Here is a 21188-nt window from a genome sequence, read left to right as displayed (position 1 = left end):
GGGGGCTACCACTATTCATTTTAGTGTTGGTTCTCAGCATTGCTGGATCTGTTTATGCCGCCGGCACTTCCATTGCGCATATTTCACCGGGGGCTAGTTCTGCCACAGGAACACCAGTGAAAGCTACTGGGGCTTCTGGAACATTGGCCGTCTCTTCATCAGGTCCAGCATTTTATGTACAAGGGTATGCCAAAAAACAAATCAACTGGTGGCCTGATTCAACAGTTGCTTCGGCAATAGCCTATCCATCACAAACAGTAAAAAAATCTTTTACAGCTGAAAACGGGTCTTTCTACTATGCTGAAGCATACACACAAGCCAACGCGACATCTATTTATGGCGAAGCAAAAGTGACCGTGAATTAAGTTTGCACGCTTCATTCAACAAGCAAGCGAATGTCAACACGGCTCCATCACACCGGCATTCGCTTGCTTCCTTTTATCGTTGATGGATGCGACCATGCTGAAAATGGAGTGACCCCTTATGGCTTTGTTTACTCGCCTATCGTGGTTTTACGCCAAACAGATGGGAAAAAGCATTCTCTATATGGGAACATACACATTTTTGTTAATCATGCTGATGATGCGCTTTCTCATTCGCCAGTACGATTCCTTTGGTAAGACGGATTATGGAAATTTTGTCGGGGAAATGACGTTAATCGTCCAAGCGACAATGCTGCTGTTTATGGTGTTTTTTTACAAGTTGTTCTCTGATGAATACCGATTTGGCGCCAATCTTTTGTTTGCCGGTTCACTGCGCATCACAGCGTTGAAAATCGCCGCCTTGTTCGCCAATCACCTGTTGTTTCTTGCATTCTTCACCGGTCTGCAAGTTGTGCTCGTATGGCAGTTTTATCGGACATGGAGCCTTCCCTTTTCTTCGTTGTATACCGAAACGGCATCGTATATTGCCGTATATTGGCTATTGCCGTTCGTATTTGCCTTTTTTCTTGGTATTTTCACTGCTCTATTGTTTGGGAAAAACCGATTAAGCTTTGCCTGGATGATGGTCATTTGGCTGGCAATCGGCCCGATGAATACACAATTGTTTTCCCGTTATTTCCATCGCATCCCCTTTTCCGACATCCGTAGTTTGTTCTACATCGGTCCGTTGAATATGGACGATGTATTTCGTGACGTCATTGGATACAGCGTCAGCCTTCCGACGTATATGAAAATATTGTTTTGGATCCTAGCGTCGATGATGGCGGTATGGGCCATTCTTTGGAAAACGGCCCGCACTACAAAGGAGAAAGCGGCCATTATCATGGGCGTTGCTTTGCTTTTGTCGGGTGATGCTTGGTTGTTTCCGCATATTTTCACAGGAAGCAAACTGGTGTTTAGCTACGCTGATTTGGCTCAAGAAAATGTTTACTATCAAACTCATGATCCAACAATCAAACCGAGCACATTGCACTATTCGATTGAACGGTACGACATTCAGCTGGAGGCCAAAAACGGTGTACATGCGAAAGTGAAAGTGACCTTGCGACAAATTCGGGGCGACACGCTGTCGTTCGTGCTTTATCATCATTTTTCTCTGAAGCAAATCACCGATCAAACCGGAAAACAGCTGCCGTTTATTCAACAGGGGGATGTCATCACGGTCAAACGGTCACCCAATCGCTTGACCGACGAATGGACGTTTGAGTATCAAATGAACGATTCCGCGCAAATTCCCATTTCACCGCACTATTTGTTTTTGCCGAGCGATTTCAGCTGGGTGCCGACAAAAGCCGACCATGCGCCGTTTGCCTTTGTGAACGTTCATTCCAGTCCGGTGCCTGTATCGATGCAACCGAGCCATCCGATCCGCTATACGTTGTCGTTTCACGGAACGGCGCCGTTTTATACGAATTTGCCGCGCCGAAGCGACGGAACGTACGAAGGAGTTGTGTCCGGCGGCATTACAGCCGTAGCGGGAATGTTTTTGAAGGAAAAAATCGGGCCGTGGCAGATCGTGCACCCCGCCGATTGGCCGAATCTTGAGCGGGATTGGCCGGTTTTCGAACGTCATGTACGGCGCATCCACCATGACATCGTGCAGATGTTCGATTTAAAAGAGGCAAAGTTGCCGACGAACATCGTGTTGCTCGCTCCCCATGGTGAACAACGGAGCGTATATAGCAGCGATCATTTGCTTCTTCAAATTGATACGCCATATTCCCTTCGCTCCCAAGAAGGAACATTGATGTATTTGCCGGAAATCATAACAGAAGGACTTCTTTGGAGGGGAGCACATTCATCGATGCAAAAAGAAGTGTTTCAAGCGTTGCTGGCAAGATGGTTCCAACAACAATTAGCCCTTCCCTATTCCGGAGGAGATTTGACGTTTGATTTGGCTTTGTCAGTCGACTCTCCTGACGGGAAAACAGAGGAAGTGCTGAGGCAGCTGTCTGGGGAGTATGAACGCTTATCCGATGAGAAAAAACAAAAATTTTTGGCTTTATGGTACAAACAAATGAGGGAAGGAGCAGATGGCAGCTGGGAGAAAGCGATACAACTCATCCGCATGGTTCAGGAGGGACAGACATGATCCATGTATCCAGCGTCACGAAACGAATCAAAAAACAACTCATTTTATCGAACGTATCGCTTTGCATGGAAGGGATTTACGGGTTAGTCGGACCGAACGGAGCCGGCAAGACGACATTGATGAAAATATTGGCCGGCTTGACACCCATGGATGAAGGGCAGGTGGCGATCGACGAACGAAGCTGCACCAAAGGAAAATATGTGAAAGCTCATGAACGGATCGGTTATTTGCCGCAAGATTTCATGGTCTATCCAAACATTACGGTCGAAGAAGCGCTTGACCATCTCGCTTTATTGCAAGGAATGATGGACAAACGCGAACGGCACGCGGCCGTTGCCGAAGCAATTCAAAAAGTGAACTTGAACGGCCATGAGACGAAAAAGATGTCCGAGCTGTCCGGCGGAATGCGGCGACGGGTGGGAATTGCTCATTTATTGACGCGAAAGCCGTCCATCTTGCTGTTTGACGAGCCGACTGCCGGCTTGGATATTGAAGAGCGAATCCGCTTTCGCCATCTGCTCAAGCAGCTTGGTTCCGAGCATACTATTGTCATTTCTTCGCACATTGTGGAAGACATTGAGTTTTTGTGCACCAAAATTGGGGTTTTAAAACAAGGGCAAGTGTTGTTTGAAGGCACGCCGTCTGAGCTGAAGTCCCGCGCAAAAGGCTGCGTATGGGAATATTGCATACACCCCGAAGAATTGGATGACTTGATCGCAACGAGAGAAGTGGTGCAGCTTCTCGAAGAAGAGGATGGCATTCACGCGCGAGTGTTCTCCAAAAATGGGGGAACAGGGGGGAGACGGGTGGCGCCGCGATTGATCGATGGCTATTTGGCTGTTGTCAGGAGAGGGGAACCAAGATGAAAGCTTACATCGAATGGATGCGAACCGCATTCGTGTTTGACCGCAAGACAATGGGCGGAGCATTTTTTGTTCCACCGGCGATGTTCATCCTATCGCTGTTGCTTATTTTGTTTGTTCCCCGCAAATCGCCAAGTATTTACGACAATGTGATTATCATCCAAGGGCTGTTCATCCCGTTTTCCGGCTGGTGCCTCATCTATCGGTTCGGCGAACTGTATGAAGACGGAGCGCAAGAAACGCTTGTCCCTTACTATAGGCAATGGGTTTGGATCGATATCGTACGTTATTCTTTCATCCATTTGTTGGGGGTTGTCGTGCTAAGCGGGGCATTCATGTGGAAATATGGAGTTTCTTCTTTGTCTTTTTTGAATCTCATTCATTTCATTCTATTGACGTTCTTTTACCTATTTTTCAGCACTGCCTCCCTTGTTCTTACAAAAAACACCAATATCGCACTGACAGTCATTTTTATTTATACGGTGCTTGAAGTGGCCACATTAGGAACGTTCATGCCCTGGCCGCATATCTTTTTGTTCGAGCCGCCGGTTTGGGAACCGATGCTCATCAACAAATTCATCATGTTAACGCTGTCCATCTTTCTAGCAGCATTCATCACCATTGTATGGATCAGCAAAGGAGATCGGAAACCTCAATAAAAGCAGACAGGGGATCATTGACGTTTGGCCGCAAATAACGGCTTCCCCACCCAAACGAGAGGCTATGCTTACAAATCGATTGATTGGTGGCCCGACAGCGTCGTCGCCTCCACCAACTGGCTTAATCCCGGTCAAGAAGAAACGCGCAACTTTACTCAAACCAATCAGGCTAAATACTATGGCCAAATTGTTGGTCAAACGATTGGCTCAAGAGGATATGTGACCATTACCGTCAAATAAATATACCGAATCCGGATGATGAGGGAGTCAGGGATACGCCTAAAAAGAATGGGGCGATCCATGACCGCATTTTTCTTTTGTCAACTTCTCGGAAAGAAAGCGGTTGATCAGCTATGAGGTGGAATTTTCTCGTCTTATTTTATCTAAAAAAACTGTTGAGAAGTAAGCTATACGTTGGTGCCAGCACACTATTTTTTGTTTTGTTGCTTATCAGATTCCTTTTATTCTTTTCAGACGATATGAACTCAGGCATGGAATACTCTGGGGAATTGCCCTCTGAAGTGTTCATGCTTGTCCAAATCGTATCGATCTTTTACATCGTGTTTTTCTATCTTCTCTATTCAAAAGAACTTCTTTACGGCGTTTCGTCATGGTTCGCCGATGGCTACCGGATTCTGCTCGAGAAAATGAGCGCCTTGTTCGCGGTTCATACGCTGTGCCAAGGGATCATGCTGATGATGGCCTACGGGGTGTTTTCCCTCGTGTATGTCTTGATCGGGGTGGAGCCTTCGGATCTGTATTTGTCGCTGCTGCGGTTTCTCGCCGTCTACCTGTTCGGGCCGCTCGTGTTCACCGTTCTGTACGGCGTCATCATCGCGATGCTGTTCGGCACGAAAAGAATTAGTTTTTTCGCTATTTTGTTTGTGTGGATCCTGACCGGACCGATGACGACGGAGCTGTTCATCGATGTATCCCAAACCGTTCATGCCCGCGACTGGGCGTCGCTGCTGTTTATCGGGAAACATATGATCCAACATGTGTATGATTCATACATCGGATTTGAGGTCGATCGCGGCGGGGAATGGAAATTCGCTGCATGGCTTCTTGCTCTTGCCGCATTGTCCTTGCTGTCGTCGATCCGCTGGACGCAGACGAAAAAGGAACGAAACACAGTCCTAAAAGCGCTGCTCGTCTTCCCGTTTCTTATCGTCCTAACCGCCTACAACTCCTTGCAAACGAACACAAAGGCGTTCACCCGGGCCGATCAGACGACCGAACTTGAGGAATACCGCCAGATGAAACAAGAGGTAAAAGCCGATTTGCGCTACCGTATTCAGTCGTACGACCTTTCCTTGCATGGATCGCGCGCTGTCGTGCGCGTGGCCTTGTCCCATTTGGAAACGAACCGGCCAACGTTTCAACTGTACCATTTGTATCCGCTTCACTCGATTGAAGCGGACCATCAGCCCGTCAAGTTTACGAGAAACGGCGATCTCGTGACCGTGTGGCTGCCCAAACGAACCTTGACGCTCACCTTTTCCTATAAGATCGTCGATACGGCCCTCATCCCGCACACCAACGGCCGCATCGTCCTGCTGGCGGATCGGGCGTGGTATCCGAAAAGGAGAGCTTCGCACATGTATCGGATTGATGAATATCGGGTGGCGGGGATGAAAGCTTGGGATGGGGCGTTCACTGATCAATTCTTTCCAAATGAAACGTACACCTTTACCTTGGACGTGGACGGCGATGTGCTGTTTTGCAATGTGCCAAAGCGTGGAAAGGTTTACCGAGGGAAGGCGCAAGCGGTCACCTTGATCAAAGGGCAAGGACATCAACTCGTCTATCAAGGATATGAGATCACCTACCCGGCCGACTGGCCGCACATGGCGGAACGGGCGCCGACTGTCATCCGCCAGTTGGAAAAAACGTTTCATTATGTACAACAAATCGCATCAACGGCGGTTCCATCGCTGCCGAAATCCATTGTATTCTCAAGTTGGGGGCTATCCTCGTTTATGGCCAATGACCATCTTGTCTATAACACGAGCTTTTTTTCGATTGGCACCTATCATGTGGAACACGATTATTATGAAAAAATACTCCGGCTTTCCGTGCCGCCGAAAGGATCGCGGATCATGTACAACGAGTGGATCTCGCTGGCCACCCGCTGGTTGATGCAAAAAAATGGCCTGCCGGTGATCGACTGGAGCTCCAAAAGCGAGTGGTTCGAGTCGCAGCCGCGATCCGTGCAGAAGCAGATTGAATCGATTTATGATGATTTTCAGCCGCTTGGCGTAGACCAAAAACAACAATTTTTGCGGACATGGTATGAGAACATGGACGATGCTTGGACATGGGACCGCGTCTTCGAGATGATGCAGGAGGTGAAAGGCGTTGGCAGTCACCATTGAAGGATTGACGAAAATCGTGAAAAAAAAGGCGATTTTATCGGATGTCTCCCTCACCATCTCCGGCGTGTACGGCTTGCTTGGACCAAACGGCGCCGGCAAGACGACATTGATGCGCATTTTGGCCGGGCTGTTGGATTTCAATGAGGGGCGGGTGTTGCTCGGAGACGAACCGATCAGCACCGGCACGAGAGTGAAACGGGTGAACGAGATCGGCTATTTGCCGCAAGAGTTTATGATTTACCCGGAGCTGACGATGTATGAAGTGCTCGAGCATCTCGCGGTATTGCAAGGAGAACATCCCGCCGCCTGCCGGCCTAAAATCGAAAAGGTCATCGAACAAGTCAACTTGTCTTCGCACATGCATAAACCCATGCGCGAGCTGTCCGGCGGCATGCGGCGGCGGGTGGGCATCGCCATGCTGCTGCTTCGGGAGCCGTCCATCCTCCTGTTTGACGAACCGACGGCCGGGCTCGATATTCGCGAGCGCGTGCGGTTTCGCAATTTGTTGAAGCGGCTGGGGCAAGATCATACGATCGTCATCTCTTCGCACCTTGTCGAGGACATTGAATTTTTGTGCGCCAAAATCGGGGTTTTGGACCGCGGCGTGGTGCTGTTTGAAGGCAGCCCGGACGAGCTCAAGCAAAAAGCCGCTCCTTATACGTATGAGTTGGACGTGCCGTTTGAGGAACTCGACTCGGTTATGGCCGCCAACGAAGTCGTCCAAATGAACGAAGAGCCTTCCCACGTCGTCGTGCGCGTCCTATCGGAGAACCCGATCGGCCGGCCTGTCGCCCCGCGGCTGATGGACGGATATTTGGCGTTGTTGAAAGAGGCGGAAGCGCATGGATAAGAAGACGATCGCCCATCATTTTTCCTTTGACCGCCGCTTGCTCGGCCGATTGTACTGGTTTCCGTTTCTCGCGTATGGGCTGTGCGTGGGGTTGATGGTGATCTTTTCCGCCCGCTCCGACGAACCGTTTTTGCCCTACACTGTCATCCAAGGCATCGCCGTGCCGATCGCCGGATGGCATCTCGTCTTTTTGTACCGCCATTTGTATGACGAGGGGGCGAAAGAGGCGGTGTTATGGTATTATCGGAAAGCGGTCGTCCTCGACTTGCTTCGCTATGCCGTTTTGCATGGGGGATGCATCGTTCTTCTTGTCTTGGCGGTCATATGGATCCATGGAACGATGTTTCTCACCGCTCCCGTTTTGGTGCACCTGTTTCTGTTGTTTTCGTTTTACCAGTTGATTGGACTTGCCATGTTATGCGTCTTCCGCAGCCTGGATGTCGCCTTGTCGGTCATCGCGGTCTATACCTTTATGGAAGTCGCGACGCAAGGGACGTTCATGCCGTGGCCGCATCTGTTTTTGTTTCAAGCGCCGGCCGACTCGCTGTCCCTCCTTCTTCCTATGATGTGGCTGGGGGCGGGCATTGTGATCGCCGCCATTTTGATTGGACGGGAGTTTTGGTAAACGAGGGCGGAACCCAACAGAGGAATGTGGGGGGCTTGTTGGTGTGGTCTCCGTTCATTGGACGCACCCGTCCGCCCCCACCTCATCTCCGCAATACGGGACAGACCGTCCTGGACACAAAAAAGAGGCACGGTTCATGAGCGGGCTTTCTCATAAATCGTCTTCCCGTCGCGCTCGATTTCGCGCCGGATCGCTTCGTTCAGCGCGTCGAAAAAAAGCACGTCGCACGAATAAATGCCGACGATCTCGTCAATATCCTCTTTGATTTTCCACTTTTGTTTGCCGGTGTAGTCCACGCACAAGTCAATGTCGGAGTTGTAGCGGGCCGTGCCGCGCGCCCGCGAGCCGAACAACACGACTTTTTGAATCTCCTCCTCGCCGGCGAAATACGCCATCAGCCGTTCAAACACGGTCGGGCTAATTCCATAGCTCACGGTCGATCACTTCTTTTTTGATCTATTCGAGTAGCGCTTCGATTTTGTGGACATATTCATTCATCTGAAATCAAACATGCCTACTTCAGAAAACAGTGAACAGACTAAATCACTTCTAACGATATTTGATGCAGCATATCGAGATCTTGCGTCTGGCAAGATGGAAAGAACTCGCCGTAGACACTTATATTTACTTTACGCTGCGGAAAAGCCTCAACATGAATTGATTCAATTCTCGCCGTATAACGCCCGTTGTTTTGAATAAGGTTAAACATAAACTCGCTATAGAAAGCAGGAATATATCCTAGCTTGCATCCTTTATCTGTCAACACTTCTACTGCTTTAGAATCTTGCCTATTCTCCGGCTCTAATCGAAAATGTACCTCATCCCCCACTTTAAGATGTTGAATCACTCGATTTCCCTCGTAATATCTCCAACCCGCGACATAAAAATCAAAATCGAAATGATTTCCCGATACATAAATAGGCGCTACAAATTCATAAGAATCTGTCGCAAGTTTACCACCGGTAGCCCGTAACAAATCCATATCTGTACAATCGCGCGGCAAACCGTATGTCCGCAAAATTTCTAAAAAATCCGGACGGCGCCGGTCAGGCAAACGTCGCTCGAACGGTCCAAACAATTTGTCTGAAACATATTTTCTTTCCATATCCCGAAAGGCTAAATGAGGCTTGTAACCGTTTTCTAGGGCCTCGAGTAATCCTCTTCTTTTCCTGCTGTGTTCGTAATAAAATACATATTTTTCTCCATCATGCAATAAATTTCCAATATGATATCGCTGCCGAGTATATTCATTTTGCCAAATTAACCACAGCACAAAAGGGCGCACCACCTTACCTCACCTCCATATACCAATTTAAGAGCCATTCCTTTCGATACTGTAATAACTTTAATACCCATTCTTTGTGAATTTTACTCATGGCGTTTTCTGAAATACCCTCTAAAACACTTATGATTTGTTGCTCATTAATTTGACTGATACGATCAATTTCCTCCTTTACTTCCTTTGGATATAATCCATAAATGAAACTCAGTAGCTCTTTATATTTAGGCTTCTTTTTGTGAGGAAGGCCGATTAAAGAGAAACTCCGGTTTGTAAACGCATCAAACATTCTCTGATCTTGAAACATTTTTAGAATACGTTCTTCCTTCAATTGATACCCTAGTGACGCCCCATTATCATATATAGGTGCAAGCTTGCAACTAGTGTGGTGAACAATAATCCCCCAGTTATCACAATGACGATCTTGATTTGCAATTAGTGCGTCAAATATAGGAATTTGCACAAACTTTTTTTCAAGGTGAAATTCAAATAATACTTTTATTATATTAGGGAAATGATAATGTTTTAAATTGTAGCGATCAAAGTCCTCCGTAATTGTAAAGAATAAATCGCCGCCTTCATAAAATTCTTCACTATCGAAAACAAAATTTTTAGACAAAACCCCTACTATTCCATCATAAACGGCTAAATCGGCCTCCATCATGTTTAACCCTATCCGTTGGCCAATTTTTGATGCGACAACCTCCGCCCACGCTTCTCCAGTATTTTCCTTAGGAATTTTAAATAAATAACGATGGGTATTATCTGGATGAATCAACCAGAACTTCTCTCTTGTACCAGAGGCTTGCCGCTCCTCATCTTTTTTCCAATCGCTAACATCACGTAAACCCATAATGATGATCCTTTTTCTAGTTTTTTAAAAATTGATCATAAGAGAACCCCATTTAAAGTTATTATACCATATGCATTGCTGTTTGCCTTTATCCAAATCTTCATACACATGATCACAAACAATCATGACCATGCAAACACCCGAAGCCAAAGAAGGCTTCGGGCGCTTTCGCTCACACTTCCTCACAATATTCATCGAACAGCGCCTGCAGCTTTTGCACGACGGCGACCGGTTCGTGCCCTTCGATGTCGTGGCGGTGCAGCATGGCGCACAATTTTCCGTCTTTTAACAAGGCGAACGACGGCGAGGATGGCGGCTCGCCGACAAAATATTCGCGCGCGCGGGCGGTCGCTTCTTTGTCTTGGCCGGCAAAGACGGTCACCAAATGGTCCGGGCGCTTGTCGTAATGAACCGCGTGGGCCGCTGCCGGACGGGCGATGCCGCCGGCGCAGCCGCACACCGAGTTGATGAGCACGAGCGTTGTGCCCGGACGGCGGAATGCCGCATCGACGTCTTCCGGCGTGCGCAGCTCTTCAAATCCGGCTTCGACCGCTTCGCGCCGCGCTTGTTCGACGATGTCGTTATAGAGCGGAAATTGAAATTGGAACATCGTGACACCTCCTTCGATTTGCCTTTATCATATCACAGTTCACCGCCCCGCTTCCGTTCATACGCCTCGATCAGCTCGCGGACGGCGGCGGTGACCGGCTTGGCGCCGGAAATGACGCTGTTCTCGAGCATCGGGAGCTTTTCTTTCACGATCGGGTCGGCGAAAAAGCGCGTTTCGATATATTCTTTGATCATGGCGTGCATCCAGTCTTTTTGCTGCTGGCGGCGGCGGTCATCAAACACGCCGGATTGCTTTGTCGTCTCGACAAACGTTTGAATGATGCGCCACATGTCGGCGATCCCTTCTCCCAAAAGCGCCGAGCATGTGTACGCTTTCGTCTCCCAGCCGGGCGTGGCCGGGCGGAGGTAATGGAGAAACTGGTTGTATTCTTTTTGCGCCGCTTTTGCTTTTTCTTTATTATCGCCGTCCGCCTTGTTGATGACGATGGCGTCCACCAGCTCCATGATGCCGCGCTTCATGCCTTGCAGCTCGTCGCCGGCGCCGGTTAAGGCGAGCAGCAAGAAAAAGTCAACCATCCCGCGGACGACAAACTCGCTTTGCCCGACGCCGACCGTCTCGACGAGGATGATGTCATAGCCGGCCGCCTCGCACAGCATCATCGTCTCGCGCGTTTTTCGGTGTACGCCGCCAAGCGCCCCGCCCGATGGGGACGGACGGATGAAAGCAAGCGGATTGCGGGCGAGCGCCTCCATCCGCGTTTTGTCGCCGAGGATGCTGCCGCCGGTCAACGAACTCGTCGGGTCGACGGCCAAGACGGCGACGCGATGGCCCTGCTCGCATAAAAACGTGCCAAACGCTTCAATGAACGTGCTTTTCCCCGCCCCCGGCACGCCGGTGATGCCGATGCGAATCGAGCGGCCGACGTGCGGAAGCAGTTCATTGAGCACTTGCTGGGCGAGATCCATATGCCTGGCCGCATTGCTTTCGACAAGCGTAATCGCCTGCGCCAAAATGGTGCGGTCGCCGGCGAGCACTCCTTGGACGTATTCTTTAACCGATCGTTCTTTTCGCCGCACGAGCCGCTTCGGCGCCGGTGGGCGCTCGGCTTGCACGTACGACGACGCGCTCTCGCCGTCCGCCCATTCCGGACGCCGCGGCTGCCCGTCCGAAACTGCGCTCTGGCCGCTTGCCTGTTCCCGCCGTTTCTCTTCGCAGTTCATTGGTTCACTTCCTCATAGCCAAGCCGGGCGTAAATTTCATCCAACACTTTTTCCGCCGCTTCCGGAATGACCGTGCCCGGTCCGAAGATGGCGGCGGCGCCGTGCTCATACAAAAACGCGTAGTCTTGCGGCGGGATGACGCCGCCGACGACGACCAAAATATCATCGCGGCCGAGTTTGCCGAGCTCCTCGACAAGCTGCGGCACGAGCGTTTTATGCCCGCCGGCGAGCGAGCTGATGCCGACGGCGTGCACGTCGTTTTCGACCGCCTGGCGCGCCGTTTCTTCCGGCGTCTGAAAGAGCGGGCCGATGTCAACGTCAAACCCTAAATCGGCAAACGCCGTGGCGATTACTTTCGCCCCGCGGTCATGGCCGTCCTGCCCCATTTTCGCGATCAAGATGCGCGGGCGGCGTCCTTCGAGTTCGGCGAACTGCTCAACCCGTCGCTTCACCCGTTCCAGCTGCGCTTCATTTTTGTATTCCGAGCTGTAAACGCCGCTGATCGAGCGGATGGCGGCGCGATGGCGGCTCGCCACTTTTTCGATCGCGTACGAAATTTCCCCGAGCGTCGCCCGGACGCGCGCCGCTTGGACGGCAAGCTCGAGCAAGTTCCCCTCGCCCGTTTCCGCCGCTTTCGTGATGGCGTCAAGCGCCGCTTCGACCTGTTCGTTGTCGCGCGTCGCCTTTAGCTCGTTCAGCCGCTCGATTTGCCGCTGACGCACGGCAGTGTTGTCGACTTCCAAAATGTCGATCGGCTCTTCTTTTTCCGGGCGGTATTTATTGACGCCGATGATCGTTTCCGCTCCTGAATCGATGCGCGCTTGGCGGCGGGCCGCCGCTTCTTCGATGCGCATTTTCGGGATGCCGGTTTCAATGGCTTTGGCCATCCCGCCTAAGCTTTCGATTTCTTCGATATGCGCCCACGCCCGCTTCATCAACTCGTTCGTCAACGTCTCGACGTAATACGAACCGGCCCACGGGTCGATCGTCCGACAAATGCCCGTTTCTTCCTGCAAGTACAGCTGCGTATTGCGGGCGATGCGCGCCGAGAAGTCGGTCGGCAAGGCGATCGCTTCATCCAAGGCGTTCGTATGGAGCGACTGCGTATGCCCCATCGCCGCCGCGTGCGCCTCGATGAGCGTGCGCACGACGTTGTTGAACGGATCTTGCTCGGTCAAGCTCCAACCCGACGTTTGCGAATGCGTCCTTAGAGCGAGTGATTTCGGATTTTTCGGATTGAACGTTTTCATCATTTTCGCCCACATGAGGCGCGCGGCCCGCAGTTTCGCCACTTCCATAAAGTAGTTCATGCCGATCGCCCAGAAAAACGACAGCCTCGGCGCGAACGAGTCGATGTCAATGCCGGCTTTCAAGCCGGTGCGCACGTACTCAAGCCCGTCAGCGAGCGTGTACGCCAGCTCCAAATCGGCCGGCGCCCCGGCTTCTTGCATATGGTAGCCGGAAATGCTGATGCTGTTGAATTTCGGCATGTATTTGGCCGTATAGGCGAAAATGTCGGCGATGATGCGCATCGACATCTCCGGTGGATAAATGTACGTGTTGCGCACCATATATTCTTTCAAAATATCGTTTTGGATCGTGCCGGACAGTTTGTCTTGCGTCACTCCCTGCTCTTCGGCGGTGACGATGTAAAACGCCATAATCGGGAGCACCGCCCCGTTCATCGTCATCGACACTGACATTTGGTCGAGCGGGATGCCGTCAAACAAAATTTTCATATCGAGCACCGAGTCGATGGCCACCCCCGCTTTGCCGACGTCGCCGACCACGCGCGGATGGTCGGAGTCATAACCGCGGTGCGTCGCCAAGTCAAAAGCAACCGACAGCCCTTTTTGCCCCATCGCCAAATTGCGCCGATAAAAGGCGTTGCTCTCCTCGGCGGTCGAAAAGCCGGCGTATTGGCGGATCGTCCACGGCCGCACGACATACATCGTCGGGTACGGCCCGCGCAAGTACGGCGGCAAGCCGGGCATATAATCAAGAAAATCGAGCCCATCGATATCTTTCTTTGTATAAAGCGGCTTCACCGCAATGTGCTCATTCGTCTGAAACAACAGCTCATCGATCGACGCTTGCACGCGCCGCTCCACCGCGTCTCTCCACTGTTTCTCATCCACATCGGCCGTTGCGGCGGAAAACGTCATGTTTGTAAAATCAACGTACTTCGCCATCAAGCGCCACCCCTCTTTCCGTTAGAAACGCCACGATCACATCGTACGCGTTCGAACCGAGATGAATCGATCCGTCCACGCCCGCGTCCGCGTACGTTCTCTCGAGCTCTTCCGGCGGCTTTCCGGCGACATACAGCTTCGCGTTCGGCTTGGCTTGCTTGAACGCTTTCGCCAACACCGGAACGAACGCCGGATAATCGTCATCGGCGCCGCAAACGATATAATGCGTCCCGTTCGTGTTCCGCACCCATTCGACCGCTTCCGCGACCGAGGCGAAGCCATCGCTCCGCTCAGCCGCCACCCCGCCGGCCGCAAACAGCCCGGCGATGAAATCGGCGCGCGCTTGATGGCGGACAAGCGGCCCGATATTGATCAAGTGAACGGAAAGCCGGCTTCCCGTGCGTTCGGCATGCTCCTCGGCTGCTTTCCGCAGCGTTTCAAACGGCTCGGCCAAGCGCCATGCCCGAATCGGCGCAATGCGGACTGACGCGTTTCCGTCAGAGAGCGCCGCTGCGATCTCCCGAGCGGTTGCTCGACGACGGGCCGCACGAATCGCCGCTTCCATCCACTTCCCGCCGACAAGCGCGCTGCGAATCTCGGCCACCCGCTTTTCATCCAGCGGCGGCACCTCGTTCGCTGCGGCTTGCTTCGGCTTTTCGATCGGCGTTTCCTCCAAATTGGCGTACACGTTCGTACCGACGATTTTTTCCTTCCGCGTCTTGACACGATCCAGCCGCCGCTTGGCGACCGCTTCCACTTCCGCCTGCACGAAGCCGTCTTCGAGCGCCTTCGCCATGCCGCCTTTTTCCTCCACTCGCTGGAACAGCTTCCACGCTTCTTCGGCAAGTCTGGCGGTCAACGTTTCCACATAATACGAGCCGCCCGCCGGATCGATGACGTTCGCCACATGCGCCTCTTCGAGCAAAATGAGCTGCGTGTTGCGGGCGATGCGCCGCGAAAACTCATCAGCGAGTCCGATCGCCTCGTCAAACGGCGACACGTGCACGCCATCGGCGCCGCCGACAACGGCCGCAAACGCTTCCGCCGCCGCCCGGAGCATGTTCACATACGGGTCGTACACCGTTTTCGTAAAGTGCGACGTGCGCACATGCAGCTCGATCCGCCTTGTTGATTCACCGCCGCCAAACGCTTCGATCACTTGCGCAAACAACCGCCGCGCCGCCCGCAGTTTCGCGATTTCCATAAAGAAATCAGCCCCGACCGCAAACGACGCTTGCATCCGCGTCGCGATGCCATCGACCGTCAAGCCCCGGTCCAGCCCGGCGCGGATGTACTCGACCGCCGCCGCCAGCGCAAACGCCAGCTCCTGCACGGCGTTCGCCCCGCCGTCATGGTACGGCTCGCCGCGCACAAGAATCGTGCAGACGTTCGGCATCTGTTCCTTCGCCCACTTCGTCACTTCCGACATTTCATCATACAGCCGCGAAAGCGAACACGGGAGCGTCCCATGTTCCGCCCACGCCCCGAGCGGATCCATGCCGACCGCGCCCCGTACGCTCGATAGCGGCACTCCCCGCTCCTCTAAATAAGCGGCCAAAAGCGCCAAAAACGAAAGCGACCGCGCCCCGGCGTCAACACGGAGCGAATAGCGGTCCAGCGGCACACCATCAAACATCGCCGCCACATCATCGACCGACTCTACGGCAAACGGCAGCCGCCCGAGAGCCAGATGGATTTCCGTCTGCCCCCGCTGCAAGTCGTGCTTGACCGCCTCGTTCCATTCAGACGGGCTCGCTGCTGAAATCTCCTGGCTCACCTTCCACGGCTCGCCCCGATACCCTTCCGGCCGCGCCCCGCGCACATACTGGCCAAAGCCCGGGTATTGCTCAAGCGGGCCGAGCGCCTCCAAATCACGGCGCGTATAGAGCGGTTTGACCGCAATGTTTTCGTACGTCATCGATACAAGCCGCTCGAGCGGCTTGCCTTTCAGCGACTTTTCCGCTTCCCGCTCCCACTCCTCCACCGTCGGAGCCGGAAACGCCGCTTCCTTCATCTTCGCGACATCGCTCATTCCCCATCCCCCTTTGCGTCTTTTTCAACAAAGAAACCGCTTTCTTTTTCCGCCGTTTTTTCTCTTCTCGCCTAATCGAGCGAACGAGACACCATGCGGATCGCTCTTTCGTGGGAAAAAACGGTTTCTATGTTTATTGTAGTACATCGGCCGCGTTTGGGCAATGAACAAAAAGGCAAACAACTTGCTGATGCCACCATTTCGCCATGAAATGGAAAACAAAGCGGTCAAAAAAACATGAACGATCCCGAAATGGCTCGATGACTTGGCGAAACAACACCATGTCAACGATTCACAAATCCTCCAAGAAGCCCTGAAAAAACATCTCGGAGCGACAGACCGATAAATGGCAAAGCCATTCGCGTCCGGAACGCAAACAACCGTCCTGCCTGCGGGCGGCTTTTTTCTTTTGCCTCTTGCATTCCGCACTTGCCGGATATCATGGACGAAAAAGGCCGTCTGCTAAAAACAGACAACGTTTGGCGGGTTTCAACACAGCAGACCCATTGGGTTGCGTGTTTGCCGTTGGTTGGAAACGGAGAAAGAAACACCAAGGCGGCGATGGTGCATCCTTGCTTTTTACAATGTTAGGGTCAGTGTTGAATTTCTCCAAACTGGTTTTGAAGCATCTCGTTCACATCATTGATGCCTTGATCACCAGGGGTTTTCAGGAACGTTGACCGATGCTCCAATAAGAGTGGATTTTTTGTGTCCCTTTATTCATCCGTTATGCGTTTTGCAACCCGTTCCTTGATTTAAAATAACCCGTGGTGCTAGTTGAGCGTCAGCTCTCAACTATATAGATGCAACCAAAACGTTTAACATATCTTTGACAGAAAAGCCACTTATCGATTTTTCGACTGTCGAGGGCAAGCCACAGGCTTGCCCCCGTCACGCCTTGGCGTGACGGACGACCGAACAACCACCTGCTTCTCAGACCCATACATGGGGCTGAAAGCGGTGTTGTTCGGTCTTCCGACAGTCGATCCAATGCTCAGTAAAAGCTACAAATGTGAAAACTTCAAATTGCATCTATATAGCACCACGGGTTGTAAATGTATGTTAGCGGATTTGCTCATCTACGGTTAAGTATATGACGGAAAGCGCCCTCCTTCTTCCACCGTGCGACGATACGATGAAAGGAAGAGGGCGTTGTTACATGCTCTCTTGGACGATGCTCCCTCGTCCCCCTCCAAATCGCCGCTTAGCGAAAATCTCAACTGCCATTTATTCATTGGAAAATGTTTCGCAAATCGATCAAGAAATCCTTCAATACATGAACGGAAACGGCGTCATCCCGATTGTACACTCCGCGAAGTTCCAACGTCCCTGTTTTCTCACGTAAATACACTTCCACGACTTGATTCGCCGGGTCAACGATCCAATATTCCTTCACCCCGGCCCGCTCGTACGCGATCCGTTTGTCCATCCGGTCGATTTTGGCCGTGGCAGGGGACAAGATCTCGACGACCAAATCCGGAGCCCCGACAATGCGGTTTTTTTGAATTTTGTTTTTGTCGCAGATGACGACAAGATCGGGGCATACCCAGTTTCGGACGTTTTCATCCATCCATCCCTTTCGATGATCTTCGAAAAGATACACATCGATCGGGGCGGCCAACACGCGACAATCCTTCCCTCTGAGATACATCCCAAATTCGATCGAAAGCTGGAGCGAAATCCATTGATGTTCCGGTGTTGGCGACGGCGCCATGCTAATGATGTTCCCGTCCAAGACCTCGCACCGTTTTCCTTCCGGCCATGTCGCATACTCTTTGTAGGTCATAGGGGCCTGTTTCTTTTCCGATGGATCCATCTGTTTCACCTGCCTCTTATTTGTATAGGTTATCGAATTCCCGCTTTTTGAACTATGCTTATTCTTCTTCCCGAACGAGCGGCAGGCGAACGAATACGGTGGTCCCGCGTCCAAGGTCGCTGTCGAACTGGATCGCGCCGTCATGAAGGGCGACGATTTGTTTGACGATGGCAAGCCCCAAGCCGGTGCCGCCTTCTTTGCGGGTGCGGGCGCGGTCGACGCGGAAAAAGCGCTGGCCGAGAAGCGGGAGCTGGTCTTTCGGAATGCCTTTTCCCGTGTCTTGGATGACAAGCTCGCCTTCTGCTTCCGACAGGCGGGAAAGCCGCACCGTCACCGCGCCGCCTGCCGGAGTGTAGCGGATGGCGTTGTCAAGCAAGTTGCGCACGACTTGTTCGAGCCGATCGGCGTCGCCGTTGACGATGACGTCATAGTCCAAATCGCATGACAGTTTGATCCGCTTTTGCGCGGCGATCGGTTCGTACGTGGCGATGACATCTTCGATCACTTGGGCGAACGCCACCGGCGCGCGCTCGAGCGGCACGCTTTGCCCTTCAAGGCGCGCCAGGTCAAGAAGATCGCGCACCAACCGCTCCATCCGCTCCGTTTCGCGATGAATGAGGCGAAGGTACGCCTTTTCTTCTTCTTTCGTTTTCGCGAGGCCGGCGAGGAGCGCTTCGCTGTACCCTTTCATATAGCTGAGCGGCGTGCGCAGCTCGTGCGAGACGTTCGCTAAAAACTCTCGCTTCCGCTCGTCTTCTTTGGCAATGGCGTCGGCCATTTGGTTGAACGCCTTCGCCAGGCGGCCGATTTCATCATCACTCCGCACTGGGATGCCCGCTTCGTAGCGTCCTTCCGTCATGCGCTCAGCAGCCCGTTCCATCGCCTGCAGCGGCTCGACCATTTGCCGCACCATCCGTCGGCCGACAACCAAAAGCGCGGCGGCGAATATGGCGGCCAACGGCCAAAACGTGGCCGCCGCCCGTTTCGTTGCTTCTTGGACATCGGCTAACGGCAAATACAAGTAAATCGCTCCTTCAAGCCGCTTGCCGTCCAAAAGCGGAACGATGACCGCCATCACGCGGCGGCTAAACCGCTTTTCGTAGCCGGTTTTGACAACAGGCTTCCCGGCTAACAGCGTTTCCCGGTCGCGGCCGCTCACGAGCGCGTCATAGTGGACCGGAAACGGAAAGCAGGCGCTCAGTTCGCGCGGGTTGTCGATCAATAGGATGGTGGCCGTCGATTTTTCGTCATACCATTCGATTTGGCGCCGGTACGCCTCGGTCACCGCCCCGCCGTGATAGTCGCGAGCGAGGCTCGTCCCTTCCGCGATCAACGTTCGTTCGACTTCTTTCATGTACACCGTCCGGTAAAAATAATTCAAAAGGCCAAAGGAAAACGCCAGCGTCGCCACGACCGCGGCGCCAATTGACAGCCATAGTTTTTGCCCTAACCGAAGCCGTTTCATGTTCATCCCTCAAACTTGTAGCCGATGCCCCATACGGTTTGGATGCAGCGGCCGGCGTCTTTCAGCTTCATACGCAGCGTTTTCACATGCGTATCGACCGTGCGGGCGTTTCCTGTATAATCATATCCCCACACTTTGACGAGCAAATCGTCGCGGCTGAACACCTGGCCGCTGTGCTTCGCCAAAAACAGCAACAGCTCAAACTCTTTCAACGTCAATTTCACCGGTTCGCCGCCAACGGTCACCGTCCGGCCTTTTTCATCGATGGCAAGCTTGCCGAATTGCAACCGTCCGTCGTGCTCGCGCCCGCGCCGCACCCGGCGCAGCACCGCCTCGAGACGGGCGATGAGCTCTCCCGGGCTGAACGGTTTGACGATGTAATCGTCGCCGCCTAGCTTGAACCCTTTCACTTTATCCCATTCTTCGCCAAGCGCAGTCAAAAACAAAATCGGCACGTCCGACTGCTCGCGGATGCGGGCGCAGACGGCGAATCCGTCCTGTTTTGGCATCATGACGTCCAACAGCACCGCATCAACCGGATGTTGCGAAAGCAGCGCCAGCGCCTCCTCCCCATCTCCCGCTTCCAAGCAGCGAAAGCCGGCGTTTTCTAAATACATGCTGACCAACAGACGCATTTCTTCTTCATCATCCACGATTAAAATGGTTCGTTCGCTCATGTTCGTCCCTCCCGAATGAGCAGCTGCAGCGGGCCGTCTCCCGTCTTCCAACGGGCGAGCAGACGCAGCGTCGCTTCGTCGACCACGATGATTTCATCGCTGTCATAGCTCGCGATATACAAGCGGCCGAACGCCGCCTTCATCGCAAACGGGTTAGCGCCGACAGACGCCGAAGCGAGTTTTTTTCCTTCTTTTGAAAACTGATAGACCGTGTTCGAACCGTGGCTTAGCACAAACACGCCGCGGCCCGTTTCGACAAAATCGACCGGCATGACCGGGGCGGCAATCGTCCGCAACAAGCGGCCGTCTCGAAGCGAATAGACGTGAATATTCTTCTCCACCTTGTTTCCGCTTCCATGTCCGCCGACCCACAGCTCCCCTTGCCGCTCGCGCATCAATCCGCCTAACGCCATCTTCGGCACAGAAAATGAGCGAATGACACGGAGGCGGCTCGTATCAATGACAAAGGCGCGGCCGTTTTGAAAATCGATGGCATACAGCTCCGTTCCCTGGCGATTGACAAGCAGCGTCATCGGGGAACGGCCGACTGAAAGGCGGGCGATCTCTTTCCCGCCCCGGCTCACAACGCGCACCGCGTGATGTTTGCTGTCGCCAAAAAACCACGTGCGGCCATCCGGAGATGGAGCAGCGCTCACAATGCCGCTTCCTATTTTCCATTCGCCAAGCAGCTTCCCGGTCGCGAGGTCGTACCGATAGATGCGGTCGAGGTCCCGCCCGTACAAAAGAAGCGTCCGGCCGTCCGGGCTCAACGCCCCGCCTTGAAACGGTTCGTTGATGTTCCAACGGGCGATCTTGCCGCCATTTTTCGCGTTCAAAAAGGTGACCGTTTCCGCTTTGACATCGAGGCTGATGACGACAGAAAGCGAATCGGCCACCGGGGGAAACGACGGATTGGCGCAGCCGCTTAGCATAAAGAACAAACACAACAGCATCCATACGCTCGCTCGTTTCATCTCGAGTTTCTCCTTCACCTATTCGTTTCTGCCCCCATTATACATCACATTTGTGAGAGAAGTTTGAAATCGCGCCATGCAACCCCCCCACCGCCAAATCGATGGCGATGGGGGAATCGTTAATCAATCGGCGCATGCTTTGACACTATATAGACTCCCATGACAAAAAAATTTTGTCACCATCGGAAAGATGAAAACCACC

19 protein-coding genes and 1 pseudogene are annotated in these 21188 nt (G+C 52.7%); 9 read left to right on the top strand and 11 right to left on the bottom strand.

Annotated features, from left to right (window positions below):
* From BRO54_RS16070 to BRO54_RS16035, 8 genes are all read left to right on the top strand, one after another.
* Positions 1–365, top strand: a 365-nt coding sequence (locus BRO54_RS16070; RefSeq protein WP_074044585.1) for a hypothetical protein, incomplete at its 5' end; no start/stop codon positions are given.
* Between the two features lie 118 nt (positions 366–483).
* Positions 484–2535, top strand: coding sequence for an ABC transporter permease (locus tag BRO54_RS16065; RefSeq protein ID WP_074044582.1), 2052 nt, complete (start codon positions 484–486; stop codon positions 2533–2535).
* The gene (locus BRO54_RS16060; protein WP_074044581.1) at positions 2532–3401 is read left to right on the top strand and encodes an ABC transporter ATP-binding protein; all 870 of its coding nucleotides are present in this window, start codon (positions 2532–2534) and stop codon (positions 3399–3401) included. The genes BRO54_RS16065 and BRO54_RS16060 overlap by 4 nt, the downstream gene beginning before the upstream one ends.
* Positions 3398–4057 (top strand): hypothetical protein, encoded by a 660-nt coding sequence (locus BRO54_RS16055; protein WP_025948779.1) that lies wholly within the window; start codon positions 3398–3400, stop codon positions 4055–4057. Before BRO54_RS16060 ends, BRO54_RS16055 begins: the two co-directional genes overlap by 4 nt.
* Positions 4058–4081: 24 nt before the next feature.
* Positions 4082–4297 carry a hypothetical protein gene (locus BRO54_RS16050; RefSeq protein ID WP_074044580.1) on the top strand — a complete coding sequence of 72 codons (216 nt, stop codon included), beginning with the start codon at positions 4082–4084 and terminating at the stop codon, positions 4295–4297.
* A gap of 113 nt (positions 4298–4410) precedes the next feature.
* Positions 4411–6432, top strand: coding sequence for an ABC transporter permease (locus tag BRO54_RS16045; RefSeq protein ID WP_074044579.1), 2022 nt, complete (start codon positions 4411–4413; stop codon positions 6430–6432).
* Complete coding sequence (locus tag BRO54_RS16040; protein WP_074044578.1) at positions 6416–7282, top strand: ATP-binding cassette domain-containing protein; 867 nt, start codon at positions 6416–6418, stop codon at positions 7280–7282. Before BRO54_RS16045 ends, BRO54_RS16040 begins: the two co-directional genes overlap by 17 nt.
* The gene (locus BRO54_RS16035; RefSeq protein ID WP_074044577.1) at positions 7275–7907 is read left to right on the top strand and encodes a hypothetical protein; all 633 of its coding nucleotides are present in this window, start codon (positions 7275–7277) and stop codon (positions 7905–7907) included. The genes BRO54_RS16040 and BRO54_RS16035 overlap by 8 nt, the downstream gene beginning before the upstream one ends.
* A 134-nt stretch (positions 7908–8041) precedes the next feature.
* Here BRO54_RS16035 and BRO54_RS16030 read toward each other — a convergent pair whose 3' ends face one another.
* The 7 genes from BRO54_RS16030 to BRO54_RS16000 all read right to left on the bottom strand — a co-directional run bounded on the left by BRO54_RS16030 (position 8042) and on the right by BRO54_RS16000 (position 16054).
* Positions 8042–8302 carry a nucleotidyltransferase family protein gene (locus BRO54_RS16030; RefSeq protein ID WP_074044584.1) on the bottom strand — a complete coding sequence of 87 codons (261 nt, stop codon included), beginning with the start codon at positions 8300–8302 and terminating at the stop codon, positions 8042–8044.
* A gap of 143 nt (positions 8303–8445) precedes the next feature.
* A complete protein-coding gene (locus BRO54_RS16025) occupies positions 8446–9192 on the bottom strand; it encodes an HIRAN domain-containing protein (protein ID WP_041468718.1) in 747 nt (248 codons plus the stop codon).
* Between the two features lie 4 nt (positions 9193–9196).
* Positions 9197–10039: a HipA domain-containing protein gene (locus BRO54_RS16020; RefSeq protein WP_074044576.1), complete on the bottom strand. Its 843-nt coding sequence runs from the start codon at positions 10037–10039 to the stop codon at positions 9197–9199.
* A gap of 172 nt (positions 10040–10211) precedes the next feature.
* The gene (locus tag BRO54_RS16015; protein WP_011231850.1) at positions 10212–10649 is read right to left on the bottom strand and encodes a BrxA/BrxB family bacilliredoxin; all 438 of its coding nucleotides are present in this window, start codon (positions 10647–10649) and stop codon (positions 10212–10214) included.
* A 32-nt stretch (positions 10650–10681) separates the two neighbouring features.
* Positions 10682–11830: a methylmalonyl Co-A mutase-associated GTPase MeaB gene (gene meaB, locus BRO54_RS16010; RefSeq protein ID WP_074044575.1), complete on the bottom strand. Its 1149-nt coding sequence runs from the start codon at positions 11828–11830 to the stop codon at positions 10682–10684.
* Positions 11827–14022: a methylmalonyl-CoA mutase gene (scpA, locus tag BRO54_RS16005; protein ID WP_074044574.1), complete on the bottom strand. Its 2196-nt coding sequence runs from the start codon at positions 14020–14022 to the stop codon at positions 11827–11829. Before scpA ends, meaB begins: the two co-directional genes overlap by 4 nt.
* Positions 14006–16054 (bottom strand): methylmalonyl-CoA mutase family protein, encoded by a 2049-nt coding sequence (locus BRO54_RS16000; RefSeq protein ID WP_074044573.1) that lies wholly within the window; start codon positions 16052–16054, stop codon positions 14006–14008. The genes scpA and BRO54_RS16000 overlap by 17 nt, the downstream gene beginning before the upstream one ends.
* A gap of 190 nt (positions 16055–16244) precedes the next feature.
* On the opposite strand from BRO54_RS16000, the pseudogene BRO54_RS20640 reads away from it, so the two are divergent.
* A pseudogene (locus BRO54_RS20640) lies at positions 16245–16400 on the top strand (type II toxin-antitoxin system HicB family antitoxin); the annotation flags it as partial.
* 885 nt (positions 16401–17285) lie between these two features.
* Here the strand turns inward: BRO54_RS20640 and BRO54_RS15985 are convergent.
* From BRO54_RS15985 to BRO54_RS15970, 4 genes are read right to left on the bottom strand one after another with little or no spacing between them, the layout of a single operon-like run.
* Entirely contained in the window at positions 17286–17870 is a 585-nt protein-coding gene (locus BRO54_RS15985; RefSeq protein WP_074044571.1) for a Uma2 family endonuclease, read from the bottom strand.
* Positions 17871–17928: 58 nt separating this feature from the next.
* On the bottom strand, positions 17929–19335 hold the full coding sequence (locus tag BRO54_RS15980; RefSeq protein WP_074044583.1) for a sensor histidine kinase: 1407 nt from the start codon (positions 19333–19335) through the stop codon (positions 17929–17931).
* Between the two features lie 2 nt (positions 19336–19337).
* On the bottom strand, positions 19338–20012 hold the full coding sequence (locus BRO54_RS15975) for a response regulator transcription factor (protein WP_074044570.1): 675 nt from the start codon (positions 20010–20012) through the stop codon (positions 19338–19340).
* On the bottom strand, positions 20009–20986 hold the full coding sequence (locus tag BRO54_RS15970) for a YncE family protein (RefSeq protein WP_074044569.1): 978 nt from the start codon (positions 20984–20986) through the stop codon (positions 20009–20011). Before BRO54_RS15970 ends, BRO54_RS15975 begins: the two co-directional genes overlap by 4 nt.
* Between the last annotated feature and the right edge of the window lie 202 nt (positions 20987–21188).

Source organism: Geobacillus proteiniphilus, from assembly GCF_001908025.1.
Taxonomy (GTDB): domain Bacteria; phylum Bacillota; class Bacilli; order Bacillales; family Anoxybacillaceae; genus Geobacillus; species Geobacillus proteiniphilus.
The sequence above is the reverse complement of the archived record's forward strand: the minus strand, read 5'-3'. Positions and strand labels throughout refer to the sequence as shown.